Annotated in this window: 26 protein-coding genes; 8 read left to right on the top strand and 18 right to left on the bottom strand. The window is 50.2% G+C overall.

What is annotated here, in order from left to right; all coding sequences use genetic code 11:
* Nucleotides 1-29: 29 nt before the first annotated feature.
* From hscB to trmJ, 6 genes are all read right to left on the bottom strand, one after another.
* A complete protein-coding gene (hscB, locus tag D515_RS05865) occupies nt 30-545 on the bottom strand; it encodes a co-chaperone HscB (RefSeq protein ID WP_002536940.1) in 516 nt (171 codons plus the stop codon).
* Nucleotides 546-558: 13 nt separating this feature from the next.
* The gene (iscA, locus tag D515_RS05860; RefSeq protein WP_002536938.1) at nt 559-888 is read right to left on the bottom strand and encodes an iron-sulfur cluster assembly protein IscA; all 330 of its coding nucleotides are present in this window, start codon (nt 886-888) and stop codon (nt 559-561) included.
* Between the two features lie 25 nt (nt 889-913).
* On the bottom strand, nt 914-1,297 hold the full coding sequence (iscU, locus tag D515_RS05855; RefSeq protein WP_002536937.1) for a Fe-S cluster assembly scaffold IscU: 384 nt from the start codon (nt 1,295-1,297) through the stop codon (nt 914-916).
* A gap of 28 nt (nt 1,298-1,325) precedes the next feature.
* A complete protein-coding gene (locus D515_RS05850) occupies nt 1,326-2,540 on the bottom strand; it encodes an IscS subfamily cysteine desulfurase (protein ID WP_002536935.1) in 1,215 nt (404 codons plus the stop codon).
* 30 nt (nt 2,541-2,570) lie between these two features.
* A complete protein-coding gene (iscR, locus tag D515_RS05845) occupies nt 2,571-3,095 on the bottom strand; it encodes a Fe-S cluster assembly transcriptional regulator IscR (protein WP_002536934.1) in 525 nt (174 codons plus the stop codon).
* 110 nt (nt 3,096-3,205) lie between these two features.
* Nucleotides 3,206-3,937 carry a tRNA (cytosine(32)/uridine(32)-2'-O)-methyltransferase TrmJ gene (trmJ, locus tag D515_RS05840; protein ID WP_039849683.1) on the bottom strand — a complete coding sequence of 244 codons (732 nt, stop codon included), beginning with the start codon at nt 3,935-3,937 and terminating at the stop codon, nt 3,206-3,208.
* Between the two features lie 185 nt (nt 3,938-4,122).
* Here trmJ and suhB point away from each other — a divergent pair, with 185 nt between their 5' ends.
* Entirely contained in the window at nt 4,123-4,926 is an 804-nt protein-coding gene (gene suhB / locus D515_RS05835) for an inositol-1-monophosphatase (RefSeq protein ID WP_002536929.1), read from the top strand.
* Nucleotides 4,927-5,099: 173 nt separating this feature from the next.
* Here suhB and secF read toward each other — a convergent pair whose 3' ends face one another.
* The 7 genes from secF to D515_RS05800 all read right to left on the bottom strand — a co-directional run bounded on the left by secF (nt 5,100) and on the right by D515_RS05800 (nt 12,898).
* On the bottom strand, nt 5,100-6,050 hold the full coding sequence (gene secF / locus D515_RS05830) for a protein translocase subunit SecF (RefSeq protein WP_002536928.1): 951 nt from the start codon (nt 6,048-6,050) through the stop codon (nt 5,100-5,102).
* A gap of 12 nt (nt 6,051-6,062) precedes the next feature.
* A complete protein-coding gene (gene secD, locus D515_RS05825) occupies nt 6,063-7,916 on the bottom strand; it encodes a protein translocase subunit SecD (RefSeq protein ID WP_083939838.1) in 1,854 nt (617 codons plus the stop codon).
* Between the two features lie 26 nt (nt 7,917-7,942).
* On the bottom strand, nt 7,943-8,272 hold the full coding sequence (gene yajC, locus D515_RS05820; protein ID WP_002536925.1) for a preprotein translocase subunit YajC: 330 nt from the start codon (nt 8,270-8,272) through the stop codon (nt 7,943-7,945).
* A gap of 81 nt (nt 8,273-8,353) precedes the next feature.
* On the bottom strand, nt 8,354-9,481 hold the full coding sequence (tgt, locus tag D515_RS05815) for a tRNA guanosine(34) transglycosylase Tgt (RefSeq protein ID WP_002536923.1): 1,128 nt from the start codon (nt 9,479-9,481) through the stop codon (nt 8,354-8,356).
* A gap of 148 nt (nt 9,482-9,629) precedes the next feature.
* Nucleotides 9,630-10,685 carry a tRNA preQ1(34) S-adenosylmethionine ribosyltransferase-isomerase QueA gene (queA, locus tag D515_RS05810; protein WP_002536922.1) on the bottom strand — a complete coding sequence of 352 codons (1,056 nt, stop codon included), beginning with the start codon at nt 10,683-10,685 and terminating at the stop codon, nt 9,630-9,632.
* 107 nt (nt 10,686-10,792) lie between these two features.
* Nucleotides 10,793-11,788 (bottom strand): S1 family peptidase, encoded by a 996-nt coding sequence (locus D515_RS05805; protein WP_039849682.1) that lies wholly within the window; start codon nt 11,786-11,788, stop codon nt 10,793-10,795.
* Nucleotides 11,789-11,890: 102 nt separating this feature from the next.
* Nucleotides 11,891-12,898 (bottom strand): serine protease, encoded by a 1,008-nt coding sequence (locus D515_RS05800; RefSeq protein WP_239643946.1) that lies wholly within the window; start codon nt 12,896-12,898, stop codon nt 11,891-11,893.
* 198 nt (nt 12,899-13,096) lie between these two features.
* On the opposite strand from D515_RS05800, the gene D515_RS05795 reads away from it, so the two are divergent.
* Nucleotides 13,097-13,546, top strand: coding sequence for a CBS domain-containing protein (locus D515_RS05795; protein ID WP_002536917.1), 450 nt, complete (start codon nt 13,097-13,099; stop codon nt 13,544-13,546).
* 67 nt (nt 13,547-13,613) lie between these two features.
* A complete protein-coding gene (locus D515_RS25200) occupies nt 13,614-14,210 on the top strand; it encodes an acyl carrier protein phosphodiesterase (RefSeq protein ID WP_083939836.1) in 597 nt (198 codons plus the stop codon).
* Nucleotides 14,211-14,376: 166 nt separating this feature from the next.
* On the opposite strand, the gene aceA is transcribed toward D515_RS25200, so the two are convergent.
* From aceA to D515_RS05775, 3 genes are all read right to left on the bottom strand, one after another.
* Nucleotides 14,377-15,681, bottom strand: coding sequence for an isocitrate lyase (gene aceA, locus D515_RS05785; protein WP_002536914.1), 1,305 nt, complete (start codon nt 15,679-15,681; stop codon nt 14,377-14,379).
* 36 nt (nt 15,682-15,717) lie between these two features.
* Nucleotides 15,718-17,325, bottom strand: coding sequence for a malate synthase A (gene aceB, locus D515_RS05780; RefSeq protein WP_002536913.1), 1,608 nt, complete (start codon nt 17,323-17,325; stop codon nt 15,718-15,720).
* A 696-nt stretch (nt 17,326-18,021) separates the two neighbouring features.
* Entirely contained in the window at nt 18,022-18,918 is an 897-nt protein-coding gene (locus D515_RS05775) for a hydrogen peroxide-inducible genes activator (protein WP_002536911.1), read from the bottom strand.
* Nucleotides 18,919-19,047: 129 nt separating this feature from the next.
* On the opposite strand from D515_RS05775, the gene D515_RS05770 reads away from it, so the two are divergent.
* The 4 genes from D515_RS05770 to D515_RS05755 all read left to right on the top strand — a co-directional run bounded on the left by D515_RS05770 (nt 19,048) and on the right by D515_RS05755 (nt 25,227).
* A complete protein-coding gene (locus tag D515_RS05770; protein ID WP_002536910.1) occupies nt 19,048-19,650 on the top strand; it encodes a peroxiredoxin C in 603 nt (200 codons plus the stop codon).
* 573 nt (nt 19,651-20,223) lie between these two features.
* Nucleotides 20,224-20,958 carry a copper homeostasis protein CutC gene (locus tag D515_RS05765; RefSeq protein WP_002536908.1) on the top strand — a complete coding sequence of 245 codons (735 nt, stop codon included), beginning with the start codon at nt 20,224-20,226 and terminating at the stop codon, nt 20,956-20,958.
* An 86-nt stretch (nt 20,959-21,044) separates the two neighbouring features.
* Entirely contained in the window at nt 21,045-21,869 is an 825-nt protein-coding gene (gene ppk2 / locus D515_RS05760; RefSeq protein WP_002536907.1) for a polyphosphate kinase 2, read from the top strand.
* A gap of 271 nt (nt 21,870-22,140) precedes the next feature.
* Complete coding sequence (locus D515_RS05755; protein WP_002536906.1) at nt 22,141-25,227, top strand: M66 family metalloprotease; 3,087 nt, start codon at nt 22,141-22,143, stop codon at nt 25,225-25,227.
* 109 nt (nt 25,228-25,336) lie between these two features.
* Here the strand turns inward: D515_RS05755 and D515_RS05750 are convergent, their stop codons facing one another.
* Complete coding sequence (locus D515_RS05750) at nt 25,337-25,687, bottom strand: RnfH family protein (protein WP_002536904.1); 351 nt, start codon at nt 25,685-25,687, stop codon at nt 25,337-25,339.
* On the bottom strand, nt 25,680-26,111 hold the full coding sequence (locus D515_RS05745) for an SRPBCC family protein (protein WP_002536903.1): 432 nt from the start codon (nt 26,109-26,111) through the stop codon (nt 25,680-25,682). The genes D515_RS05750 and D515_RS05745 overlap by 8 nt, the downstream gene beginning before the upstream one ends.
* A gap of 206 nt (nt 26,112-26,317) precedes the next feature.
* Between D515_RS05745 and smpB the strand changes: the two genes are divergently transcribed.
* Entirely contained in the window at nt 26,318-26,803 is a 486-nt protein-coding gene (smpB, locus tag D515_RS05740; RefSeq protein WP_002536901.1) for an SsrA-binding protein SmpB, read from the top strand.
* The last annotated feature ends 23 nt before the right edge of the window (nt 26,804-26,826 follow it).

Raw genomic sequence — 26,826 nt, 5'->3', positions numbered from 1 at the left:
GGTTCCTGTAGCCTGATCAGCGTGCTGGATTAACCCAGCAGCCGATCTTCGATTCGTTCGATTTCTTGCTTGAGTTTGACTAAGAACTTCAGCTTGCGAACGCTTATCGCCGCATCCTGCCACTGCTCGCCATTTAGTTGTTCTTTCAATTCGGCAAGCATGGCTTTGTGGAGTTTCTCCACGCCTTGTTCAAAGTCGAACAACAATACATCCGGCTCATCGCTGTCTGCAATCTCTTCCAGCTCTTCTCTCAACTCCATTTGCTGCATCAAGAATTCTGGATCTTGCATCGTCTGCTGCTCATCGCGCAATTCTACGCCATTGAGAGAGAGAAGGTATTCGGCACGACGCACCGGATCACTCAGCGTTTGATAAGCATCATTAATTTGCGCGGCTTTCTGCACAGCAAGCAGGCGTTCCTGCTCAGATGCAGTGGCAAATTTGTCCGGATGGAAACGTCGTTGAAGTTCGCGAAACTGCGAAGAAAGAGAGCTACCATCCAGCTCGAACTGCGATGATAGCCCAAATAGTTCGAAATGATTCATATCATCTCACGAGTTAAACGTTAAAGCTTTCGCCGCAACCACACTCGCTGCTTACGTTGGGGTTGTTGAATTGGAAGCCTTCATTAAGGCCTTCTTTGGTGAAATCAAGTTCAGTACCATCTAAGTACAAGAGACTTTTACTATCGACGATCACTTTGACGCCGTATTGTTCAAAGTCGAACACCTGATCTTCTTCTTGAAGTTCATCAACAAATTCCAGTACATAAGCCATTCCCGAACAGCCTGACGTGCGAACACCCAAGCGAAGGCCGATGCCTTTTCCGCGGTTTTCCAAGAAGGTGCGGACGCGTAATGCCGCCGCGTCAGTCATAGTAATGGCCATATGTACAACAACCCTTTAAATCGTATTAAGCTTCGTGTTTTTTCTTATAGTCGCTTACTGCTGCTTTGATAGCATCTTCCGCGAGGATTGAGCAGTGAACCTTCACAGGAGGAAGTTCCAGCTCTTCTGCAATTTCAGCATTCTTGATAGCTGCTGCTTCGTCCAAAGACTTGCCTTTCACCCACTCAGTGACCAGTGAGCTTGACGCAATCGCTGAACCACAGCCGTAGGTTTTGAACTTCGCATCTTCAATGATGCCTTGCTCATTTACCTTGATTTGCAGTTTCATCACGTCACCACACGCTGGTGCGCCAACCATGCCGCTACCTACGTTTGGATCGTTTTTGTCAAAAGCACCCACGTTACGTGGATTTTCATAATGATCGATTACTTTTTCGCTGTAAGCCATGATCTTATCCTCAAAACCCTGAGACCGCTTAGTGGTGTGCCCACTCAACAGTGCTTAAATCAATACCTTCTTTGTACATGTCCCACAGTGGCGACATTTCGCGCAGCTTGGTGACCGCTTTGCGTACTTGCTCAACCGCGTAGTCTACTTCTTCTTCAGTAGTAAAACGGCCAAACGAGAAGCGGATAGAGCTGTGTGCCAGTTCGTCATCCAGACCCAGCGCACGAAGTACATACGAAGGTTCCAGGCTTGCAGATGTACATGCAGAGCCGGAAGAAACCGCTAAATCTTTCAATGCCATCAACAGTGATTCACCTTCAACGAAAGCAAAGCTCACGTTCAGGTTTGACGCGACGCGCTGCTCAAGGTCGCCGTTTACATAAACCGCTTCCAGATCTTTTACGCCATCGTAGAAGCGATTACGCAGTGCCAGCGAGTGCGCCATGTCTTGCTCAAGTTCTTCTTTCGCAATACGGAACGCTTCACCCATACCCACGATTTGGTGAGTTGGCAATGTACCAGAGCGGAAACCGCGCTCATGACCACCACCGTGCATTTGAGCTTCGAGGCGAATACGTGGCTTACGACGAACGTACAGAGCGCCGATACCTTTCGGGCCGTATGCCTTGTGTGCGCTCATTGAAATCAAGTCAACTTTGATTTCCTGAGTGTCCAAAGGCAATTTACCGATAGATTGCGCCGCATCAACGTGGAAGACCACCTTGCGTTCACGACATAGTTCGCCGATCGCTGCAATGTCTTGAACCACGCCAATTTCGTTGTTCACGTGCATGATAGAAACAAGGATGGTGTCTTCGCGAATGGCGTCGGCCAGCTTGTTTAGATCGACGATACCGTTTGATTCGGGCTCGAGGTAAGTCACTTCAAAACCTTCACGCTCCAGCTGACGGCATGGGTCCAGTACAGCTTTGTGCTCAGTTTTGCAGGTGATGATGTGCTTGCCTTTCTTACCGTAGAAATGCGCTACACCTTTAATTGCCAGGTTGTCAGATTCTGTTGCACCAGAAGTGAACACGATCTCACGTGGGTCCGCGTTTAGGTAGTTGGCGATGTTTTCACGGGCAGTATCCACTGCCTCTTCCGCCTGCCAGCCGAAACGGTGCGAACGGGATGCAGGGTTACCAAAACAACCGTCAAGGGTCAGGTACTGCATCATCTTTTCAGCAACACGCGGATCCACTGGGCATGTCGCTGAATAGTCAAAATAGATTGGCAATTTCATTTGTGTCTCCAAGTACTCCGGCACTACTAATTACGAGCGAAAATTCACACCCAAAGTGGTGGCTGGCTTTTCACTGCCACTGGAGTTTAAACCATGTCTAACAATTGTTGAGGACTCAAGTGAGGAGTCCTGACGATCCGCGACATGCTTGACTTCGTTGTCTTGCATGAGTTCGCCGAGCGTAATGTCATTTAAAAAGCTGCTGATACGGGAGCTAAGGTCACGCCATAGCGTGTGCGTCAGACAGCGTGTTCCGCCTTGGCAATCGCCTTTGCCCTGACACTTGGTCGCATCGACCGATTCATCAACAGCGGCAATCACCATGCCGACTGCAATTTCATTTGCATTCACCCCGAGTCGATAACCGCCACCTGGACCACGTACACTGGAAACCAGGCCTGCTTTACGAAGGCGAGAGAAAAGTTGCTCCAGATATGACAGAGAGATCCCTTGACGCTCTGAAATATCAGCTAGAGGCACAGGCCCCATCTCGGAGTGCAGCGCGACATCGAGCATCGCAGTAACGGCATATCTGCCTTTCGAAGTCAGTCTCATAACATCCTACCTGTGAGCGAGTAATGCACTGAGTCTGACATACCCGACTAAAAGGGTCAAGTATTTAACCTACTAATTTAGTCAGGCTTTTAGCCGCAATTTTAAAGCGGTTATTTTTGCTTCTCTTTGTTGTGTTTTTCAACCGAAGAGAGCACACCACGAAGAATATTCAGTTCCTGACTTTCTGGTCTTGCGCGGTTAAACAAACGACGCAGTTTAGTCATCACCATGCCCGGGTGGGATTTATTGATGAAGCCAGTGGTATCCAGAACCTGTTCAAGGTGAGCGTAAAAACGCTCCAAGTCTTCAGCCAGCGGGTAAGGCTGCTCTTTCACTTCCCCTTTGTATGCCTGACTGTCCAGCCAAGCCATTCGTGCTTCGTAGCAAAGGGTTTGCACCGCCATGGCAAGGTTCAGCGAGCTATATTCCGGGTTAGCCGGAATAGCCACGTGAAAATGACAAGCCTGAAGTTCTTCATTCGTTAGGCCTGTGCGCTCACGTCCAAACACAAACGCCACAGGGTATTGCGCCGCTTCTTCAATGGCTTTCACGCCGCATTCGCGAGAGTCCAGCATTGGCCATTCCAGTGAACGATTACGGGCACTGGTTCCAATCACAAGACCACAATCAGCAACCGCTTCTTCCACGGTATCAACGATACGCGCGTTGTTAGCAATATCACTGGCTCCGGCAGCAAGCGCTATCGCCTGCCCATCGACCTGACAATCAGGCGCGACCAACACCATATGTTTCAGCCCCATCACTTTCATTGCCCGAGCAGCAGATCCGATGTTGCCTGAATGTGTGGTGCCTACCAGCACGATTCGAATATTTTCTAACATTTCGCTATCACTGATTTACTTTGAGGAAGAAAAGCCGCCGGATTCTAACACAGCAGCTTTTGTTTTACCCTTTTTACAGCCCGTCATATAAGACGAGCGAACAAAAAATAACCGCTTCCCTTTTGGTTCAGCTCTGATATACTCGCCGCCGCTTTCCGTTCTTTAACATCCGTTGGGAAATTCGTATGCATCCTATGCTAAATATTGCCATTCGCGCAGCGCGAAAGGCAGGCGACTTTATCGCTAAATCTGCTGAGAACTCTGATAACGTTGAAACGACTCAGAAAGGTTCTAATGACTTTGTCACTAACATCGACAAAGCAGCTGAGCAAATCATTATCGACGTAATCAAGAAGTCTTACCCTGAACACAACATCGTGACTGAAGAAGCCGGTGTGGTTGCAGGTAAAGATACTGATTACCAATGGATCATCGACCCACTGGATGGCACCACTAACTTCGTTAAAAACTTCCCACACTTCTCTGTGTCTATTGCTCTGCGCATTAAAGGCCGTACTGAAGTGGCGTGTGTTTACGATCCAATCCGTAACGAGCTTTTCTCTGCTCAGCGTGGCGCAGGTGCGCAGCTGAACAGCAAGCGTATCCGTGTAGGCGTTGCGAAAGATCTGAACGGCACCGTTCTGGCAACTGGCTTCCCGTTCAAAGCGAAGCAACACTCAGAAGGCTTCATCAAAGTTGTTAGCGCTCTGTTTGTAGACTGTGCTGACTTCCGTCGCACTGGTTCTGCCGCTCTTGATCTGTGTTATGTCGCTGCTGGTCGCGTAGATGGTTTCTTCGAGCTGGGTCTGAAACCTTGGGATATCGCTGCAGGTGAACTGATTGCCCGTGAAGCTGGTGCAATTTGTACTGACTTCGCTGGCGGTACTGACTACGTTCAGTCTGGCAACATCGTGACTGCGAACCCTAAAGTACTGAAAGGTATTTTGGCGAAAATTCGCGACAACGCGAATGAAGCGATGAAAAAATAAGGTTCTTTGGAATCAATAAAACGGCGTCCCTCGTGACGCCGTTTTTGTTTGTTGGCTGCGTAACTTAAGCCTTTAGAACCATATATCTAGTGCTATTGCTCTTGCTAGGACCTGCTTTTCCTAGGCCCTAGGACCTAAAATAAAAAAACGGAGCCAATCGGCTCCGTTTTTTATTAAGGCATACTGTCGAATTCTTCGCCTTCTTTTTCCACCGGTGGCGGTGGAAGCAGATGCTCGCGGGTAATACCCAGTTTGAGCGCCAGCGCAGAAGCCACGTAGATAGACGAGTAGGTACCGATAGTAATACCAATCAGCAATGCAGTCGCAAAGCCGTGGATCATGGCACCACCTTGAAGGAACAGCGCGATAACTACGAACAAGGTTGTACCAGACGTAATCAAGGTACGGCTAAGTGTCTGCGACACAGACGCATTCACGATTTCATCGGCATCACCCTTACGCATCTTGCGGAAGTTTTCACGGATACGGTCATAAACAACGATAGTATCGTTGAGTGAGTAACCGACAACGGTCAACAATGCCGCAACAATCGTCAGGTCAACTTCAATCTGCAGGAACGAAAAGATACCCAGCGTGATAATCACGTCGTGTGCGAGAGAAACAACCGCACCCGCGGCCAGACGCCATTCGAATCGCAAGGAGACATACAGCAGAATACAGATCAGCGATACCAGTATCGCCAGACCACCCGCTTCTGTCAGTTCGTCACCCACATTAGGGCCAACGAACTCGATACGGCGCATTTCTACTGCCTGACCCGTGCCTTCTTTAATAGCATCCAGGATCTGGTTACCCAGTAATTCACCTTGCGCATCTTCGCGTGGACGAAGGCGAACCATCACGTCACGTGCAGTACCAAAGTTCTGAACGATCGCATCACCAAAGCCTTTTGCTTCCAGTGACTCACGAATCAGTGGCAGGTTTGCTGGTTGCTCAAAACCCACTTCAATCAGCGTACCGCCGGTGAAGTCCAAGCCCCAGTTCAGCCATTTGGTAGACAGGCTGAAAATAGAAGCAGCAATCATGACAACCGACAGGAAAAATGCCGGCTTCGACCAACGCATAAAGTCGATGCTAAAGTCAGGCCTTAATAGTTGAAACATCTTAATGCCTCCTTAAATCGACAGCTTGTTAATGCGCTTACCGCCGTACACCAGGTTAACCAGGCAACGGGTACCGATAATTGCAGTAAACATAGACGTCAGAATACCGATCGACAGTGTCACAGCGAAGCCTTTCACCGCGCCTGTACCTACAGCAAACAGAATGATTGCAGTGATCAGTGTGGTGATGTTCGCATCGGCAATGGTGCTGAATGCGTTCGCATAACCTTGGTGGATCGCTTGCTGAGGATTGCGCCCTTCATTGAGCTCCTCACGGATACGCTCAAAGATAAGGACATTGGCATCAACCGCCATACCCACTGTCAGAACGATACCTGCGATACCCGGCAGAGTCATGGTTGCCCCTGGAATCATCGACATCACACCGATAATCAGGATGATGTTCGCCGCCAGCGCACAGTTCGCAAACAGGCCGAAACGACGGTAGTAAACCAGCGTAAACAACATGACCGCCAGCAGACCCCAGATACAGGCTTTAATGCCCATATCAATGTTCTGTTGACCCATAGATGGACCAATAGTGCGCTCTTCAACAATGGAGATTGGCGCGATCAAAGCACCTGCGCGCAGCAGCAGTGCAAGGTTATGCGCTTCAGCTTGAGAGTCGATACCCGTGATACGGAAGTTACGGCCCAGCGCAGTTTGAATCGTTGCCTGGTTGATCACTTCCTCATGCTTGGAAAGAATCACCTTGCCGTTTTCATCACGCTTACCGCTGTCTTTGTACTCTGCAAATACCGTCGCCATCAGCTTGCCGACATTGTTCTTACTGAACGCTGCCATTTTGCTGCCGCCGTCGCTATCCAGCGAGATGTTTACCTGCGGACGGCTGTATTCGTCGAAGCTTGAGCTCGCATCAGTGATGCTTGAACCACCCAGAATCACACGTTTTTTCAGCACAACCGGACGTCCGTCACGGGTGTATTTGATTTCGCTGCCCGGTGGAACACGGCCTGCAGCCGCAGCAGCTAGATCGGCGCTGTCATCCACTTCACGGAATTCCAAGGTTGCAGTTGCACCCAAGATTTCTTTCGCACGTGCCGTGTCCTGAACACCCGGTAACTCAACCACGATGCGGCTTGCACCTTGGCGTTGCACCAGTGGCTCAGCAACCCCCAACTCGTTAACACGGTTACGCAGGATAGTAATGTTCTGCTCAACGGCGTAGTTACGGATTTCCTGAAGGCGCTCTTCAGTGAACTTCGCAGAAACGGCAAAACGGGCACTATCGGTGGTGAACACCATATCTGGGTGCAGTCTAGCGAGTTCACTTTCTGCAGCATCCATGTCCGCTTCATTACGCAGCATCACTTCAATGTTGTCCTCACCACCCACGCGGATACCGCGGTAACGGATTTTGGCTTCACGAAGTTCAGTACGGAAGGTGTCTTCCTGCTGGGTAAGCAGTTTTTCCATTGCCGCGTCCATGTCCACTTCCATCAGGAAATGCACACCACCACGGAGATCCAGACCCAGTTTCATTGGGTTAGCACCAATGGCTTCCAGCCAATCAGGCGTTGCAGGAGCAAGGTTAAGCGCAACAATCAGACCGTCTTCTTTCAGTTCGCTGTTTAGAGCGTCACGAGCTTCAATCTGATTATCAGTGTCGGAGAAACGAACCAGTACAGTGCCGTTTTCTAGCGCAATGGATTTATAAGAGATTTTATCTTTTTCGAGGGAAGATTTGACGGTGTCCAGTGTGGAGAGATCAACCGAGGCGCCACGCGCCCCGGTGATTTGAACCGCTGGATCTTCACCGTAAATATTGGGAAGTGCATAAAGGGCGCCGACAAAAATGACCAACACCACCATAATGTACTTCCACAAAGGATAACGGTTTAGCACTGCTAGGATCCTTTATGGCTATGGGGTTACAGCGACTGAATGGTGCCTTTTGGCAGAACTGCAGTCACAAAATCCTTTTTGATGGTCACTTCGTTGTTGTCGCTCAGTGCGATAACGATGAAGTCGTTGTCATCAGAAATCTTAGTAATTTTACCCACCAGGCCGCCACCGGTCAGAACTTCATCGCCCTTGCCCATTGATGCCATCAGGTTCTTGTGCTCTTTCACACGTTTCGCCTGTGGACGGTAAATCATGAAGTAGAAAATAACGGCAAACAGGCCAAGCATGATAAATAGCTGCATACCGCCGCCTTGTGGTGCGCCTTCTGCTGCTGCATGAGCTTGAGAAATAAACATTCAGTAACGTCCTCGTATCAATATGAACATTTTCTAGATTTTCGCCCCACCGAAAGCACTCTTTTGGCGAGGCGAGAATTCTTAGTCTTCTTTCAGCGGTGGCACTTCACGGCCACGGCGTTCGTAGAATTCCTTAACAAAGGTCTCTAATCTACCTTCGTCAATAGCGTTACGCAAACTCTCCATCAGACGCTGGTAGTAACGCAGGTTGTGGATGGTGTTAAGGCGAGCGCCAAGAATTTCGTTACAGCGATCAAGATGATGCAGATACGCCTTGCTGTAGTTGCGGCAAGTGTAACAGTCGCACTCTGGATCCAGTGCAGTTGTGTCACTTTTATGCTTCGCATTACGGATCTTGATCACACCGCCAGTCACAAACAGGTGGCCGTTACGCGCGTTACGCGTTGGCATCACACAGTCGAACATGTCGATACCACGGCGAACACCTTCCACCAAATCTTCCGGTTTACCTACGCCCATCAGGTAACGTGGCTTATCTTCCGGCAGTTTTGGACAGGTATGTTCCAGAACGCGATGCATGTCTTCTTTTGGTTCACCCACCGCCAGACCACCGACCGCATAACCATCAAAACCAATGTTGGTCAGGCCTTCGACTGACACATCGCGCAGGTCTTCATAGACAGACCCTTGAACGATGCCAAACAGTGCATTTTTGTTGCCCATTTTGTCGAAATGGTTGCGACTGCGCTGTGCCCAACGCAGACTCATTTCCATCGATTTCTTCGCTTCTTCGTGTGTCGCCGGGTAAGGCGTACATTCGTCGAAGATCATTACGATGTCAGAACCCAGATCGTATTGAATTTCCATCGACTTCTCTGCGTCCATGAAAATCTTGTCACCGTTTACAGGGTTGCGGAAATGCACACCTTCTTCGGTGATTTTACGCATTGCACCCAGGCTGAATACCTGGAAACCGCCTGAATCGGTCAGGATAGGACCCTGCCAGTTCATGAAATCGTGCAGGTCACCATGGGCACGCATCACTTCCTGACCTGGGCGCAGCCATAGATGGAAGGTGTTACCCAGAAGAATTTGTGCGCCAGTATCAGCCACTTCTTCCGGTGTCATCCCTTTTACGGTGCCGTAAGTACCCACAGGCATAAATGCCGGGGTTTCAACAGTGCCGCGTTCAAAAACCAGACGACCACGACGAGCGCGGCCTTCTTTCTTAATCAGTTCGTATTTCACGATACCTCCGAAATGCCAGAGAAACAGTCTGGCGCTAATGTGCCTGTCGCACAGAGACAAAACTGGCTGTCGCAATCATGCTGACAGCCAGTTGAATTTGGAGTCACCCCATCACAAATAGCGATGCGGTATAAAAGCCAGCGTCTGATTATACCTCAGTCTGGCGGGTGACAAACATCGCATCTCCGTAACTGAAGAAACGATATTCATTGTTCACGGCTTCTTGATAGGCATTCATCACGTGGTCATAACCTGCAAAAGAAGACACCAGCATGATCAGCGTCGATTCTGGCAGGTGGAAGTTCGTCACCAATGCATCCACCAGCTGCCATTCGTAACCCGGATAGATGAAAATCTGAGTATCGTTGAAGAAAGGCTTCAATTCAGTGCCTTCATTCTTTGAATGCTGAGCTGCACTTTCCAGTGAACGGACTGACGTGGTGCCTACTGCAATCACGCGGTTACCGCGCGCTTTGGTTGCCAGAACTGCATCGACCACTTCTTGTGGTACTTCAGCATATTCAGAGTGCATCACGTGATCATTGATATCATCAACACGCACTGGCTGGAAGGTACCCGCACCAACATGAAGAGTCACAAATGCCGTATCTACGCCTTTCTCTTTGAGAGCTGCAAGGATCTTCTCATCAAAGTGCAGACCAGCTGTTGGTGCTGCGACTGCACCCGGTTTTTCGTTGTAAACCGTTTGGTAACGCTCTTTGTCCGACTCTTCATCAGGGCGATCGATATAAGGCGGCAACGGCATGTGACCAACCTGATTTAAGATATCAAGTACAGCTTGCTCGCCGCTGAAGTGAATTTCAAAAAGCGCATCGTAGCGGGCAACCATTTCTGCTTCAAACTCGTCATTTTCACCCAGAAACAACTGTGTACCCGGCTTAGGCGGCTTGGAAGCGCGGACATGTGCAAGGATCGACTTTTCATCCAACATACGCTCCACCAGCACTTCGATCTTGCCACCAGACGCTTTGCGGCCGTAAACGCGCGCAGGGATTACCCGGGTGTTGTTGAACACCATCAGGTCACCTGGCTCGACAAGATCAAGAATGTCAGTGAATTGCTTATGACTCAGCTCGCCGGAATTGCCGTTCAGTTGCAGCAAACGGCTCGCGGTACGATCGGGTTGTGGATAGCGTGCGATCAGCGAGTCAGGAAGGTCAAAATGAAAATCGGATACTTGCATTGAAAAAGCCCCATTCTACAGCAGCCCGCTAGTATAGGCTGCTGTGCTGCAATATCAAGCAGGATGGGGCTTGCCCGCTACAAATACAGCTGGCAAATTGTGAGGAGTTATGACAGTCGACGACGGAAAGTCAGAAACCCTAATGAGAGCAATGATAGCCAAGCGAAAGAGCCGCCGCCTCCTCCTCCTGAGTTCAAAATAGCAGGAGAGAAGCTATTGCAGCTTCCCACCTGACAGCTACTCACCCAGCTTGAGTAGTTAGATACTTGCGTAAATACGTCCGGCAACCGATTTATTGGGCAATTTTGGCTACTTGTTTTAACGCCAAAGCTCACCACGCCAACAAGTTTTGAGGTGCCATTGTCAATCCAAACCAAAGGACCACCAGAATCTCCATTACACGCAGTAATAGAGCTCTGTTCAGCACAAAGGTAATTGTTTTCATAACCAGCAATGGCAAACAAGTTCAAATCAGTCTCAGCGGCCCATTGACTGGCACATGTGCTATCAGAAACGGCAGAAAGCGTGGCTTTTTGCAAAATATCAGTGCTTTGGGTGCCAAATACGTTCGTAAATCCCCACCCTGTTAACTGAAGGTCTTGGTTATTGTTCCCGGCGTTGCTATCCAAAGCAGATTGATCAGCAAGTGTCGCCAGAGAAATGCTGGATGCATTAGCGTTGATATCCGAACTAAGTTGAAGCAAGGCAATATCATTAGAGAAGTTGTCTTTGTTGTAGTCCCTGTGGGCAAATGTGGCTGAAACACCAGAACGGAAATTATTGAAGTCTGCGCCATCAATAACGGCGGTGCCTGTGTAAACAGAGACTTCACTAGCTGGAGCAAGGGAGTACGCATCGTTTTCATCAGCAAGGTCGAGACAGTGCGCTGCCGTTAACACCCAGCGGGAGCCGATAACGATGCCTCCACAAAATGCGGTTCCGCCTGAACGTCTGATCGTGACAGCCGCCTGCCAGGGCGCTTCGGAAATCGTGGCATCTTGCCCACCAACAATTCGGGGACTGACAGCATTCTCTGCATTGCTTGATGGAGCAAACGCACTTGTCAGCATCGCAACCGCGACAACATACTTCTTACTAAACATATTCCTTTGCCAACCCATTATTCCTAGACTTTGAAAAACCGTATCTTAATCAGTCAGGCTGGCAAAGGAATCAGTAGCGGGTATGTCAGAAAAGTCTCGCTCTTACACCATCTCTTCATCCTTGAGACACTGAGGGTAAGATCCTATTATTCCAATCAAATACCTTATAGAAAATCCGGTCAGGGCAAAAAAAAGTGCAAACAAGCCAATCCCACCACCCCCACCGGATCCCTGCACTACCGTCGAAGACCTGCTCGCACAACTCCCACTTTGGCAGTTGGAAATCCAACTGATGTAAGTGGCAACCTGGGTAAAAACGTCTGGAACCGTCGGGGATGCGCACTGCGAAGCCACACCGAAGCTCACCAAGCCTATCAGGGTTGCGCCGCCATCTGCATCACCAGCGCGGGAAGGGTCGTACCAAATTAGTGGGCCGCCTGAGTCTCCGTTACAAGCACCCACACCGCTTGCCTGAGCACAGAAATACTTAGATTGGTAATCAGACACATTAGTCAGAGTTGTTCCCCAAGCAGAGGCGCAACTTGCATCTGTCAGTGCAGAGAGCGTCGCTTTTTGCAGTGTTGTGGTCGTTTGGCTTCGTCCGGTGTCCGTATAGCCCCAGCCAGTTAGCTGCATATCATTGTTATTGAGGTTCCCCGTCGCATCGACGGCAGCTTGTACCGTGTCATTGGGCAACACCACGGTTGAAGCATTAGGATGGACATCGGAGGAAAGTTTTACCAAGGCAATATCGTTTTGCAACGTATCTTTGTTGTAACTGCTGTTGGTATAAATAGAGTCAACGGAAGATTGAAAGCTGGAAAAATTTGCCCCATTAATTTCCGCTGTTCCCGTGTAGACCGAGACAGAGTTGGCTGATGCCAGAGAAAAAGGGTCATCGTCATCGGCAGTATCAAGGCAATGTGCCGCGGTCAGAATCCAGCGGGAAGAGATCACCACCCCGCCACAAAAAGCGTTACCAATTCTGATAAATGCCTGCCAGGGAGCATCGCTGATGGAAGCATCTGTCCCACCAACAACATTGGGAGACGGCTCTGCGGCCTGCCCCAAAAATGAAGAGAAAAGTAAGGATAGTATTGCGAGTTTCATGCGCATTATCATCGCCCCTAAAAACAAAAAAGTGTTGTTTGGCGCCGCTGCGCCCCGGTGCGTTGCTACTGCTTGAAACAACCTTGGCGTCATTCAGAATTTCCGGATGGAAGTTTGAATGTCGTCACCTAAAGTCCCTGCCTTTTTAGCTACATTCGAGATATAGCCTTACTAATTATATGTATTTCTGGAGGCAGAATGTTTACCGTTAATGACATGATGAGTTCCGACCCCATCACGCTCTCTTCTAAGGATAAGATATCTGACGCAAAGTGCCTGATGGATTCCCGCCGTATTCGCCACGTTCCTATCGTCAGTGCTTCCGGAAAATTGGAAGGATTGGTCACTCAGCGTGACGTCCTCGCTGCTCAAACATCCAGTCTGGAAAAAGCAGTTGGCGACAACGACCCGATGCAAGCGCCTTTGTTGCGCTTCCTCAAGCGTTCTTTATATACGGTGTCACCGTGTGCCGGGCTCAAAGAGGCTGCACTATATATGCAGAAACGTAAGATTGGCTGCTTGCCTGTCGTTGAGGACGACAGACTGGTCGGTATTATCACAGACAGCGATTTCGTCGCCATCGCCATCAACCTGCTCGAGATCCAGGAAGAAACAGAGCCGATGGAAGAAGAGGAAGAAGTGGTCTGATAGCGACAAACACGTGCCACTTGAGATAGGCTAGGTTTTCCGTTTCAAGGAAAGGTCCAGAGGGCGCGTGAATTATCTGGCACATTTACATATAGCCAAGCACTGCAACAGCCAGTTGATGGGAAACCTGATGGCAGATTTTGTTCGCGGAAAGCCCGACGGTAAATTTCTGCCAGAAACGACGAAAGCCGTCTATCTTCACCGGTTTGTGGACCGCTACATCGACAGCCATGAGGCCATCAAGCCCTGCCGCGCGCTCTTTCCCAAACACCTTTACCGATTCAGTGCGATTGCTCTCGATATGTTCTGGGATCATGCGCTCGTCCATCATTGGGATGCCTTCAATAACGCCCGTTTCGATGAGTTTGTCGCCCTCGCCGAGAAAAACTGCCGCACCGCGACTGAGCAAGAACCCAATCCGCTACCGGAAAGGTATCTTTTTCTCTCAGATAAAATGTGGCGCGAAGGCTGGATTCCCTCTTATGCAGATATCAACACCCTGCCCTTTGCGCTGAGACGCATGTCATCCCGAAGCCCTCGGATGGGCCCGCTGGCTGAGACGGCAGAGACCTTAGTCGCTCATCGACAAATACTGATGGATGCTTTTCCTTCTATATATAGAGATGTGCTTAGCGCTGCTCGCGATTTTAACCACCAGCCTTAACTCTCAGAAGTCTCAAATCACAGGCACAAAAAAAGCGACCCGAAGGTCGCTCAAAGCGTGGATATTGGAGCTCTGACGGCTCTTGAACAGCTAGGTTTATTGCATGTTATAAAGGCAATCGGGCCGATAGGTATGGCTGGATTATCAGCCCGATTGGGATAGCGCTTTAGAACTGGTCTTCTTCCGTAGAGCCCGTCAGAGCTGTTACCGAAGAGTTACCGCCCTGAATAGTGTTCGTCATCTTATCGAAGTAACCGGTACCCACTTCCTGTTGGTGAGCAACGAAGGTGTAACCACGCTCAGCTGCTTCAAACTCAGGACGCTGTACTTTCTCCACGTAGTGACGCATGCCTTCACCTTGCGCATAAGCGTGCGCCAGATCGAACATGTTGTACCACATGTTATGGATACCCGCGAGAGTGATGAACTGGTACTTGTAGCCCATGTCTGACAGAGCTTGCTGGAACTTCGCGATGGTTGGCGCATCCAGATTTTTCTCCCAGTTGAACGATGGCGAACAGTTGTAAGCCAGTAGTTGATCTGGGTACTGAGCGTGGATAGCTTCAGCGAACTGACGTGCTTCTTCCAGATCCGGCGTTGCGGTTTCACACCAGATAAGGTCTGCGTAAGGTGCGTAAGCCAGACCACGAGAAATCGCCTGATCGATACCCGCACGAACCTTGTAGAAACCTTCAGAAGTACGCTCGCCTTCGATGAAGTCTTTATCGTAAGGGTCACAATCAGATGTCAGCAGGTCTGCTGCGTTCGCATCAGTACGCGCAATCACAAGGGTGGTGGTGCCTGCAACGTCGGCAGCAAGACGTGCTGCAACCAGTTTTTGAACGGCTTCTTGGGTAGGAACCAGCACCTTACCACCCATGTGACCACATTTCTTAACCGATGCCAGCTGGTCTTCAAAGTGAACACCTGCCGCACCTGCTTCAATCATCGAACGCATCAGCTCGTAAGCGTTCAGAACACCACCGAAGCCTGCTTCTGCATCAGCCACGATTGGCAGGAAGTAATCGGTACCTTCTTCCGGCGTGCCACCTTTAGACCACTGGATTTGGTCTGCACGACGGAAAGAGTTGTTAATGCGCTTAACCACTGCTGGTACAGAATCTACCGGGTACAGTGACTGGTCAGGGTACATAGAAGATGCGGTGTTGTTATCCGCAGCTACCTGCCAACCTGACAGATAAATCGCCTCGATACCTGCTTTTGCTTGCTGGACAGCCTGACCACCGGTCAGCGCGCCAAGACAGTTCACATAGCCTTTCTTCGCGCTACCGTTAACCAAATCCCAAAGCTTGTCTGCACCACGCTGGGCAATGGTCTGCGCTGGAACGAATGAACCACGTAACTCAACCACTTCTTCTGCTGTGTAAGTACGCTTCACGTTTTTCCAACGTGGATTTTCTGCCCAGTCTTTTTTCAGTGCGTCAATTTGCTGCTGTCTTGTCAGAGTCATTGTGCTTCCCTCTCTCAATGTTTGATAAATCGGTAATTAGTCCAGCAATTCGTATCCAGATAACGTCAGGAAATCTGCCAGCTCATCACTGGTGGTCAGTTGCTCCATCAAACTGGCCGCCTGCTGGTATTTCCCACCGTTGAATACGGTTTCCCCTAGTTCCTGCTTCAGCACATCCATCTCTTCGGCCAGACAGGCTCGGAAGAAATCTGCGGTGACGGTCTTGCCGTTGCTGAGCGATTTTTCATGTTTAATCCATTGCCAGATTGAAGCGCGGGAGATTTCCGCCGTCGCCGCATCTTCCATCAGGCCATAGATAGGCACACATCCATTCCCCGAAATCCAAGCTTCGATGTATTGCACCGCCACGCGAATGTTGTGTCGCATGCCTTCCTCGGTGCGGTCACCTTCACACGGCTCTGTGAGCTCTTTGGCTGTGATAGGTGCATCTTGCTCACGCATAACATCGAGTTGGTTTTTACGCTCACCGAGCGCTGCATCGAAAACCGCTTTTGCCGTGTCCGCCAGACCTGGGTGAGCCACCCAAGTACCGTCGTGGCCGTTATTGGCTTCCAGCGATTTGTCTGCATTGATTTTGTCCAGAACCCAGGCGTTCTTCTCCGGGTCTTTTGACGGGATAAACGCGGCCATGCCGCCCATTGCCATCGCGCCACGGCGGTGACAGGTTTTCACCAGAAGACGCGAATACGCGTTCAGGAAAGGTTTTTCCATTGTCACCACCTGACGATCCGGCAAAACGCGGTCCGAGTGGTTACGGAATGTTTTGATATAGCTGAAGATGTAATCCCAACGGCCGCAGTTCAGCGCCACAATGTGGTCTTTCAGCGCGTGCAGGATTTCATCCATCTCGAACACAGCTGGCAGCGTTTCGATAAGCACGGTTGCCTTGATGGTTCCGCGAGGCAGATTGAACTCATCTTCCGCAAAGCAGAACACGTCGTTCCACCATGCAGCTTCTTGATGTGCCTGCAGTTTTGGCAGGTAGAAATACGGACCAGAGCCGTTTTCCAACAAGGTTTTATGGTTGCGGAAAAAATACAAACCAAAGTCCAACAGCGCACCTGGAATCGGCGTACCATCCAGCAGCACGTGCTTTTCTTTCAGGTGCAGACCACGAACACGGCAAATCAGCACCGATGGGTCATCGCCGAGGGCGTAGTGTTTGCCTGTCACCGGGTTGTTGTAAGAAATGGTGCGGTTAATCGCGTCGGTCAGGTTACGCTGGCCTTGCAGCACAGGGCCCCATACCGGCGAGAATGAATCTTCGAAGTCCGCCATGAACACTTTTACGTTGGCATTCAGGGCATTAATCACCATTTTCCGCTCTGGCGGGCCGGTGATTTCCAGGCGGCGGTCCTGCAGGTCCTCAGGAATACCGCGAATACGCCAATCACCGTTTCGGATTTCCGCCGTGTCAGGCAGAAAGTCAGGCGTGGCACCCGCATCGAATTGCGCCTGACGTGCTTCTCGGGCTTCCAGCAGTTCTGGTACACGGTGCGCAAAGCGGGTAGCAAGTTTTAGGATGAAAGAGAGCGCTTCATCAGTCAGTACATCAGATTCCATCTCAGTGATCGGCGGAACAAACGACAATTCCTTTAAAGCTTGTTGTGCTTGTGAATCCATAAAATGCCCTCCATTTCCATTTGTAACTAAATCACAACAATACCAATTATTCCCTTACTGCTTCGATTGCTTTCTTATCGCCGAAACACCTTTCTAAACTGGCGTATTTATTTTCACCCGTCAACACTACCAAAGGCGTTAGACTTAAGTCTTAAATCATTTAAACCATTAAATATCAATATCTTATAAAATATAGAGTTTTAACTCAAAACACTGAATTAAAACGAATCTCAGATTGTTCTTCCGTTTGTGACTTTCTCATCCCTTAGTGCGATTTTTGTAAGCACTTACGAAATTAAATTACTTTTTGAGTCAACTTGTTGAATATCGAATTCGCATGTTTTAAACGTAGCAGTGAATATCAATTTCTGCAGAAAATCTTTTTATAACAAAAGCTTAACAATGGAAGCGTTTGGCAGCCGCTAACAAACATGCAACTTAAGTGCTTAATAATTGGCGAAAAATATGTAGGGATACCGACAGAATTTAATTTCAGAAGCGCAGGGGAGTTACCAAAGTGTAAAAAGGATTTAATTCGAATATGGGTTAAATATTTAGAATAAATCACCAAAGTTATTCTAAAACCTAATGAGAGCTAAAGAATCTTGAAAAACCAGAGGAAATTTCATCGTTTTAGGTGTCGTGATGCATATGTTGACGATGAAAGTTCCCCGGATTTGAGTACCACAATGGTACTTAAAGGAGAGTTTCAACCAGATCCGCGAGTGCTTCAAAGGTCGGTTTGCGGCTCGAAGTAGGACGCCAAACCAAACCGATCTCGCGGTAAGCCTCACGTCCAGGTGGTTCCATCACCACCAAATCGAGATTTTCGATGAGCCCATGATTGATGGCCATTTGAGGAATGAAAGTCGTCCCCAACCCATTCGCGACCATTTGCACCAAGGTATGAAGGCTGGTTGCGGTAAATGGGTTAATTTTCTCTGTGCTTGTGAGCTGACAGGCCGACACGGCGTGGTCTGTCAGGCAATGTTCACGCTCCAGCAGAAACACCGACTCATCCGGCAGATCAGAATAGTGGATAGGAACAGGGATCCCTTGTGCCTGAGCACTGTTTAGCACCATCTTAAACGAGTCTTTCCCCACGATTCGGCTTTGCATGCCGCCGATTTCGACAGGTAGCGCCAGAATCAGCACATCCATTTCACCGCTTTTCAGCGCCATAAGCAGATTTGCGGTGGTGTCTTCTCGCAGCAGTAAATCAAGCTCGGGAAAGCGCTGGTTCACTGCCTGCACCAAATCACAGAGAAGAAAAGGAGCGATAGTGGGAATGCAGCCTACACGCAGCTTGCCCTGCATCGGGCTTTCACTGACTTGTGTCAGCTCCATTAAATCTTGACTACGTGCCAAGATTTCCCGACTTCGAGACACCACATCTTCACCGATAGCCGAAAATACCAGTGTTTTGTTATCGCGCTCAATAAGCTGAGATCCAATCAGGTCTTCAAGGTTTTGAATGCCGGAACTTAGTGTAGACTGGCTGACGAAACACTGTTTGGCCGCCTCACCGAAATGGCGCGTCTCGTACAGTGTGACCAAGTAATGGAGTTGTTTGAGAGAAGGGAATTTATTCATCGATTTTTCCGATTAGGTTAATCTATTTAATTCACTTTTTTCAATCTAGCAGTTCCATTATAGTTTGTCCCGTTCATAGATGAATCAAGGCATTCATGCCTGAAAATTAGACATTTTAGGAGCTGAGAAATGGTACTAGTAGGCCGTCAAGCCCCAGACTTCACTGCAGCAGCAGTACTGGGCAATGGTGAAATCGTAGAAAACTTCAACCTGAAAGAATTCACCAAAGGTAAGAAAACGGTTCTGTTCTTCTACCCACTGGACTTCACTTTCGTATGTCCTTCTGAGCTGATCGCTTTTGACAAGCGTTTCGCTGACTTCCAAGAGAAAGGCGTTGAAGTCATCGGCGTTTCTATCGACTCTCAGTTCTCTCACAACGCATGGCGTAACACTGCTGTTGAAGACGGCGGTATCGGCCAGGTTAAATACCCACTGGTTGCAGACGTTAAGCACGAGATCTGTAAAGCGTACGACGTAGAGCACCCAGAAGCTGGCGTTGCTTTCCGTGGTTCTTTCCTGATCGACGAAGACGGTCTGGTACGTCACCAAGTTGTTAACGACCTGCCACTGGGCCGTAACATCGACGAAATGCTGCGCATGGTTGACGCACTGAACTTCCACCAGAAGAACGGTGAAGTTTGCCCAGCACAGTGGGAAGAAGGCAAAGCAGGTATGGACGCATCTCCTAAAGGTGTTGCAGCGTTCCTGTCTGAGCACTCTGACGACCTGTAATATTTGGCTAACTGCTCGCGCAGTTTCCCCCTAACGCGTAAGCGTAAAGCCAAAGTCAGCTATAAAAATAGAATGAGGCCCGGACCACCGGGCCCTTTTTGTATTTGGGCCCCGGCAAATCTCGGATTTATTCGCCTCTTGGTTAAGCCCGCACTTCAGCATTCCAAAGGGACTTTATAGGTCCTGGGTCCTAGGGGGCGAGGTCCTAGGAAAAGCGGACTTAAAAGGTCCTAGATCCTAGGGAACAAGGTCCTAGGAAAAGCGGACTCTCGGTCATTAAATTGATTTCCAGACACACCCAACTTTCAGCGCCTTTTCTCGCATTGCTCTAATCTATATCTTCGTTTTCCTGCTTTTTCCCTTATCTCAAATCTCGTCCCTGCTTTCTCTGCCCTTCCCGCTCTTTCTCTTATCTCAAATCTCATCTCTGCTCTTCCTCGCTCTTGCTCTTCCTAGGACCTAGTACCCTAGGCCCTGCTCTTCCCCAACTTTTACCAAACTTTTACACGCCCCCATCTTCTATTCCGAATGCAACTCCTTGATGATGAGCGTTCAAATTCCAAGGAGTGTTGTATGTCTGTTTTGGTTGAAGTGTGCATTGATAGTATTGAATCCCTTCCTATCGCTGAGCGCGCGGGCGCAAAGCGTATTGAGCTTTGCAGTTCGCTGGCGACAGGTGGCCTGACAGCCAGTGCGGGTTACATGAAAGCGGCGGCGCGTGTGGCAAGTATTCCGGTTTACGGCATTATCCGTCCCCGTGAAGGCGACTTCCTTTACTCCGGTGATGATGTGGAAATCATGCTTGAAGACATTCACACCGCGAAACAGGCAGGCCTTAACGGCGTGGTGATAGGTGCACTGCAGGCTGACGGAAAAATCGATGAGACGATTGTTGGCGACATGATCAAAGCTGCTTCCGGCATGGGCATCACTTTCCACCGAGCGATTGACCACTGCTCTGCCCCGTTTGATGCACTGGAATTTCTGATGGCACACAAGGTGGAGCGCATCCTCACCTCCGGCCTTGCCAAGCGTGCCGAAGACGGCATTGAAATGCTGAAAGACATGGTTACCTTTACCCAAGGTCGCCTTTCAATCATGCCGGGTGCAGGCGTTTCGCCGGACAATGCCAAGCGCATTGTCGATGCCACAGGCGTCACCGAAATTCACCTATCCGGTAAAACCACCCGCCAATCTCATATGGCGTTTAAGAATGAAAACGCCACCATGGGCAACGGTGACGATTTTGCCATCACAGTCACCAATCCTGAGACAATCAAAGCCACACTCTCAGCGCTAACTCGCTAAGCTCGCACTTTTCCGAAAGGGGGATTGAAATCATCCTCCTTTCTTTTTTAGGGTGGCAACACAACCCGAGGAAAAGGACGTGGCACATGGCGAGCGAAGAACAAGACAAGCCAACGAAAAAGAAGAAAGGGAAACTCAGCAGCGAAGCCTATGAGAACAAACTCGCTGAGCTACAGACGGAACTCGTTAAACTTCAGGAATGGGTCAAACTCAAAGGCCTGAAAGTGGTCGTCGTCTTCGAAGGGCGCGATGCTGCGGGTAAAGGCGGCGTGATAAAGCGCATTACTGAAAAGCTCAACCCTCGTGTTTGCCGCATTGTCGCGCTGGATAAACCCACCGAGCGCGAACGCACCCAATGGTATTTCCAACGCTACGTTTCGCACCTTCCTGCAGCGGGCGAAATCGTCCTGTTTGACCGAAGCTGGTATAACCGCGCAGGTGTTGAACGCGTGATGGGCTTTTGCAACGACGAGCAATATGACGAGTTCATGCGTACCTGCCCCGAGTTCGAGCGCATGCTGCAGCGCTCCGGCATCATCCTGTTGAAATACTGGTTCTCAGTTTCCGATGAAGTGCAGGAAAAGCGCTTCAGCGAGCGCATCAACACCCCGATGAAGCGCTGGAAGTTCAGCCCGATGGATTTGGAATCCCGAAGCCGCTGGAAAGAATACAGTGAAGCGAAAGACAAGATGTTCGCCTACACCGACACCAAAGAATCTCCATGGTGGGTGGTGGAAGCCGACAACAAAAAACGGGCGCGCCTGAACTGCATTTCCCACCTGCTTTCCAGCATTCCGTATGAAGCCATCAGCTATGACACCATCGATCTGCCGGAGATCAACAAAGAAGGCTATGTGCGTGTGCCGCTCGAAAGCCAAAGCTTCGTACCGGATGTCACCGAAGCGCTATAAGCCAACCACCACTCACCCCAAAAGCGCAGCCAATATAAGCTGCGCTTTTTTGTCTTGAAAACACACCTCAAAGACGACCTTTCCAGACAGCGTCAAAACTTCGTAAGCCACTGTAATTACGTCATAAAAATGTCACCGCTGTGCATTTACTGCCAGTTCACGATTCTGAATTGAGGGACTGCTTCAAATAACAGATTTTCTCGCTCACTCACCTTGTATTTCCATCTATATATTCCGCCCCAAATCACACACATCAAAAAGAATAAAGACGATGAACAAGAAACAGTTAGCCTGCCTGATCCCGGCATTGCTCGCTGGGGCAAGCTGCTCAACAGCCTTCGCCAGCACACCTAGCTCTCAAGCCGTTTACTTCAACCAGAAATCCTTGCCTTCAGATACCCAAGGTTCACTGGCTGCCAGCGTCAGCATGGCACAGAGCGTGATCATGCCAACCATCCACGGTATTGAAGGTGATCGCCAGCCGCATCTGGTCGCACTGCGTAAAGCACTGGTGATCGTAGAACCTCACACCACTGATGCGCTTCAAAACAGCGAGATCGCCGTGGTGGTGAAAAACAGCCAGGGCGAAGAGGTGCACCGCACGACCCTGCTGCCGCCTTCTGCGCAGCCAAAACCTGCGGGCCAGATTGATATCGACCTCGATATTGTCGTACCGGAAACCTACGCGCACCGCATCTCGTCACAACAGGCGATTGATGTCATCGCCTATGAATCCGGCAAGGACGCTTTCAAAGCGCTGCTGACCGAGCATGACACCCTAGAAATCGCCACCAGCAACGGCAACTTTGCCTACGACTTTATGCTGCCGGAAGGCGCAGAGCTCGACGGCAAGATTGTCACCTTCTCCTCACAGGCCGGATACAACTCACGCATTCACTACACCCACGGCTCAGACACGCTTTCTTCCGGTAACCGCTTTACCTACAACAACGTTGGCGGAAAATGGTTTGCCCAGTCTGATGCCGATTACGGCAAACTCGCCTACAGCGACAAAGCCTACACAACGGTTTTGCCCGCAGAAGTGATTGAGCCGGGCTTCAGCCTGACGCTCAGCAATGGCCTTCAGGAAGGCGTGGTCGAAGGCATTAAAGTCGGCGCTAACACCACACTGATCCTTAACACTGTCGATGTGGGTCTGCTGACGCCACCGCGCGGTGAATTCCGCTTTATGACCGATGAGAAACTGCACCGCGATTACTTCCAGTCTGTGCAGATCAGCAAACTTATCGTGAACCCCTATGCGCCCATCCATCTGGAAGAGATCATGCTGCCGGATGGCCGCCTGCTGGTCGACGTAGACCCAAGCAAAGCAGACGCTTACGGCAGTGATTCCCATTACCGCATAGCCCGTGAACTGATTTCCGCTGGCATCAACAGCGCCAACTATGGCGTGAACAGCTATGACGTGATGAACGGTTCCCAATGGAACATCAGCGCGCCTTACCACGCGGCCCAAGTGACGGTGAACAACTCACGGGGCAACTACAGCGATGGCATTATCAATCACGGTTTGCTCGGCTCTTATGCCGGTGTGGCGTCAGTGGTCAGCTCAACAGGCAATGAATTCAGCCACGAAGTCGGCCATGAGTTCGGCGCAGGCACCCATGCAGAAGCTCACTATCTGGGCGGATTCAAAGGCTCGGTGCATAACAGCTCCACCAATATCAACTCAACCTGGGGCTGGGATCTGTTTGAAAACCGCTTCCTGCCGAACCTCAGCAAAGCGCGAACCAATGGCTCGTCATGCTACGAAGGCGAATGCGCAGAACCTTTCAACGGACACAGTTTCGGCTGGGGCACCATGGCGGGTGGCTGGCCGCTGCACCCGGCAGGTAATGAATACACACTGCACACCCCTTACGAGCTGAACGTGTTCCAGCATTTCATGGAAGGCAAAGCGAGCTTTGACCCCGCCTCCCCAACCGGATTCAGCAAATGGGATGCAGAAAGCCAGACCATGCAGCCATGGGACAACAGCCTGAAGGACGATCTCGCCTTTAACATTGTCACCATCAGCGACAACAACACCCTGAACGAGTTTGGCGCGGAAAGCCGCAAGTTCCACGAACTGTTCGAGAACGCAGACGCCGTTCGCATCAACACAGGCAACGGCTACTGGGCGCGTGATTTCTACCTGCCGACAGACCAAAGCTTTGAAGGCAAAGTGGTGGTGTTCCGCTCATCAGCAGGCTACAACTCCCACATTCACTTTAACGGTGACTCCCAGCTTCTGGTGAACGGCACCAAATACGCCTACCGCTTTGAAGCAGGTCAGTGGGTGGAAGTGGAAAAAGACATCATCGACAAAACCGTACCACGCATTCCTGAAAAACAAGGCGTTGCCGTGACCACACTGGTGGGTTACTACGACCCAAGCAACACGCTGCCAAGCTACATCTACCCTGCCCTGCATGGTGCGCATGGTGCCGTATATGCCGATAACTTCACTGCATCGTCGTGCCAGTTGGACGTGCTCACTCAGCAAGGCGGTACCCAACGCTTCAACCTGCACAACCGACGCTTTAAAGAAGGCTTGATGAACCGCTTCCACGTGAATGTGGAAACCGCGCTCAACCCTTACCGTGCCGAGCTTTACTGCAACGACAAACTGCTTGCCGATATCGCGATTGCCGCGCCGACGGTGGAACTCAAAGCAGGCATCGTCACCACAGAGCTTGGCGAAGCGCCGACCCTGTCAGGTGTGACAGACGTGACCCTGCAACAGGGCGATAGCTTTGATGCACTGCAAGGCGTGAGCGCGTTTGATAAAGAAGATGGCGACATCACCGCTAGCATCCGCGTTTTCGGTGATGTTGATACCCAAACACCGGGCGATTACCTGCTGAGCTACAAAGTCACCGACAGCGAAGGCCAGACAGCGTCAGCCACCCGCACCATTGCGGTCGAAGCCAGCGCGACATGTATTGCCAGCTGGGAGAAAAACCGCGTATATGTCGGTGGAGATAAAGTCTCGCACCACGGCGTGGTATGGCTGGCCGCCTGGTGGACCAAAGGCGAAGAGCCGGGCAACACCGGCGAATGGGGCGTTTGGAAACAAACTGACGACGAGAGCTGCGGCGGCACTAACCCAGAACCAAACCCAGAGCCAACACCAGATCCGGATCCAGAAGTGACACCGCCACCACCGGGTGAATACCCAAGCTACAAACCGGGCGCGGCTTATCAGGAAGGTGACATTGTAAAAGGTCAGGACGGCAAGCTATACCAATGCAAGCCATGGCCAAACTCAGGCTGGTGCTCTAACCCAAGTTATGCGCCGGGTAAAACACCGTTCTGGCAAGATGCCTGGAACCTGCTGAAGTCATACCAATCGTAGTCAATACACAAAAAAGCGGTGGCCAATGACCACCGCTTTTCTCTTTGTTCTTATCTATATTCTTATCCGCATTCTTCTTCACTTTCTTCTACGAAAGCGAAATGCAGATTCACTCGCCTTTACGTAGCGGGTTCACCTTACCACCTGTGACCGGGTCAGATTTCCCTTCCGCTTTCATGCGCTCTGCGCGGCGGCGGCGAATTTCTTTCGGGTCAGCCACCAGCGGGCGGTAGATTTCAATGCGGTCGCCGTCGTGCACCGTCGCATCCAGTTTCACCAGACGACTGAACACACCGACTTTGTTCTTCTTCAGGTCGATTTCTGGGTAGGCATCCAAAATACCCGAGTGGCTGATGATTTCTTCCACCGGCGTATCTGGCGTCACAATCGCCTTAAACACACGCTGCTCATCCGGCAACGCATACATCACTTCAATATGCAGCAACTTACCGTCACTCATAAATGTCTCTCGCCCTGTCGGTGAAAGCCTTCACCATGTTCATCGCCAACTCGTTAAAGACTTTTCCGAACGCCATTTCCACCAAACCGTTGGTGAACTCAAAATCCAGATTCAGCTCGATTTTGCACGCATCCGCATCCAAAGAAGTAAAATGCCAGCCACCCACCAGTTTTCGGAAAGGGCCATCAACCAGTTCCATTTTGATTTGCTGACCGTTTACCAGCAAATTGCGCGTGGTAAAGGTTTTGCGGATACCGGCTTTCGACACATCCACCGACGCGGTCATCGCACTGTCATTGGCTTCCAGCACGCGCGAACCGGCACACCCCGGCAAAAACGAAGGGTAAGCTTCAACATCATTAACAAGTTCAAACATCTGCTCTGCACTATACGGCACCAACGCAGAACGGGTAATACGCGGCATAGCGTCTCCTCTCAGGTCGATTCCGGCATCATATCACCAGACCGTATTTTTCCCCAAATTCCTTCAACGTGCCTCCAAACCGCACAAACGGCAACGAACAGGGACACCCAGAAACACCGCCATCGACGGTTTATGGGGCCGGGCGCCTGAAAATCCGATAAAAACTTGTTTCGCCCACCATAACCACTACGTATAATGCCGCCATTATGGTAAAGAAAAACGCAAAGAATAAGGCGGGCAGCAACACGATTGCTCAGAACCGCCAGGCTCGCCACGAATACTTCATCGAAGACGATATTGAGGTAGGGCTAGAGCTACAAGGCTGGGAAGTGAAATCACTCCGTGCAGGCAAAGCCAACATCAGCGAGAGCTACGTGTTCTTCCGCAATGGTGAAGCTTTCATGTCTGGCGCGACCATCACTCCGCTGAATGTTGCTTCTACACACGTAGTGGCAGACCCAACACGCGTGCGAAAACTGCTACTCAAGCGTCGTGAACTCGACAACTTGATTGGCAAAGTGAACCGCGAAGGTTACACAGTTATCGCGCTTTCCATGTACTGGAAACAGTCGTGGGCTAAACTTAAGATTGGTCTGGCAAAAGGTAAAAAACTTCATGACAAACGTGATGCTTCCAAAGATCGCGATTGGCAGCGCGACAAAGCGCGAATCATGAAGCACTCAACCAGATAATCGTTGACGCAGCAGCATGTTAT

The organism is Grimontia indica (assembly GCF_000333895.2).
Classification (GTDB): Bacteria; Pseudomonadota; Gammaproteobacteria; order Enterobacterales; family Vibrionaceae; genus Enterovibrio; species Enterovibrio indicus.
The sequence above is the reverse complement of the archived record's forward strand: the minus strand, read 5'-3'. Positions and strand labels throughout refer to the sequence as shown.

Excerpts from the sequence above, each read along its gene's own strand:
- hscB (WP_002536940.1), bottom strand. The coding sequence starts at position 545 with ATGAATCATTTCGAACTATTTGGGCTATCATCGCAGTTCGAGCTGGAT.
- iscR (WP_002536934.1), bottom strand. The coding sequence starts at position 3,095 with ATGAGACTGACTTCGAAAGGCAGATATGCCGTTACTGCGATGCTCGAT.
- queA (WP_002536922.1), bottom strand. The coding sequence starts at position 10,685 with ATGCAAGTATCCGATTTTCATTTTGACCTTCCTGACTCGCTGATCGCA.
- D515_RS05800 (WP_239643946.1), bottom strand. The coding sequence starts at position 12,898 with ATGAAACTCGCAATACTATCCTTACTTTTCTCTTCATTTTTGGGGCAG.
- D515_RS05770 (WP_002536910.1), top strand. The coding sequence starts at position 19,048 with ATGGTACTAGTAGGCCGTCAAGCCCCAGACTTCACTGCAGCAGCAGTA.
- aceB (WP_002536913.1), bottom strand. The coding sequence starts at position 17,325 with ATGGATTCACAAGCACAACAAGCTTTAAAGGAATTGTCGTTTGTTCCG.
- aceA (WP_002536914.1), bottom strand. The coding sequence starts at position 15,681 with ATGACTCTGACAAGACAGCAGCAAATTGACGCACTGAAAAAAGACTGG.
- D515_RS05750 (WP_002536904.1), bottom strand. The coding sequence starts at position 25,687 with ATGAGTGACGGTAAGTTGCTGCATATTGAAGTGATGTATGCGTTGCCG.
- D515_RS05775 (WP_002536911.1), bottom strand. The coding sequence starts at position 18,918 with ATGAATAAATTCCCTTCTCTCAAACAACTCCATTACTTGGTCACACTG.
- D515_RS05745 (WP_002536903.1), bottom strand. The coding sequence starts at position 26,111 with ATGCCGCGTATTACCCGTTCTGCGTTGGTGCCGTATAGTGCAGAGCAG.
- yajC (WP_002536925.1), bottom strand. The coding sequence starts at position 8,272 with ATGTTTATTTCTCAAGCTCATGCAGCAGCAGAAGGCGCACCACAAGGC.
- ppk2 (WP_002536907.1), top strand. The coding sequence starts at position 21,045 with ATGGCGAGCGAAGAACAAGACAAGCCAACGAAAAAGAAGAAAGGGAAA.
- smpB (WP_002536901.1), top strand. The coding sequence starts at position 26,318 with ATGGTAAAGAAAAACGCAAAGAATAAGGCGGGCAGCAACACGATTGCT.
- secF (WP_002536928.1), bottom strand. The coding sequence starts at position 6,050 with ATGTTTCAACTATTAAGGCCTGACTTTAGCATCGACTTTATGCGTTGG.
- D515_RS05805 (WP_039849682.1), bottom strand. The coding sequence starts at position 11,788 with ATGTTTAGTAAGAAGTATGTTGTCGCGGTTGCGATGCTGACAAGTGCG.
- D515_RS05755 (WP_002536906.1), top strand. The coding sequence starts at position 22,141 with ATGAACAAGAAACAGTTAGCCTGCCTGATCCCGGCATTGCTCGCTGGG.
- suhB (WP_002536929.1), top strand. The coding sequence starts at position 4,123 with ATGCATCCTATGCTAAATATTGCCATTCGCGCAGCGCGAAAGGCAGGC.
- iscU (WP_002536937.1), bottom strand. The coding sequence starts at position 1,297 with ATGGCTTACAGCGAAAAAGTAATCGATCATTATGAAAATCCACGTAAC.
- trmJ (WP_039849683.1), bottom strand. The coding sequence starts at position 3,937 with ATGTTAGAAAATATTCGAATCGTGCTGGTAGGCACCACACATTCAGGC.
- iscA (WP_002536938.1), bottom strand. The coding sequence starts at position 888 with ATGGCCATTACTATGACTGACGCGGCGGCATTACGCGTCCGCACCTTC.
- D515_RS05765 (WP_002536908.1), top strand. The coding sequence starts at position 20,224 with ATGTCTGTTTTGGTTGAAGTGTGCATTGATAGTATTGAATCCCTTCCT.
- D515_RS05850 (WP_002536935.1), bottom strand. The coding sequence starts at position 2,540 with ATGAAATTGCCAATCTATTTTGACTATTCAGCGACATGCCCAGTGGAT.
- D515_RS05795 (WP_002536917.1), top strand. The coding sequence starts at position 13,097 with ATGTTTACCGTTAATGACATGATGAGTTCCGACCCCATCACGCTCTCT.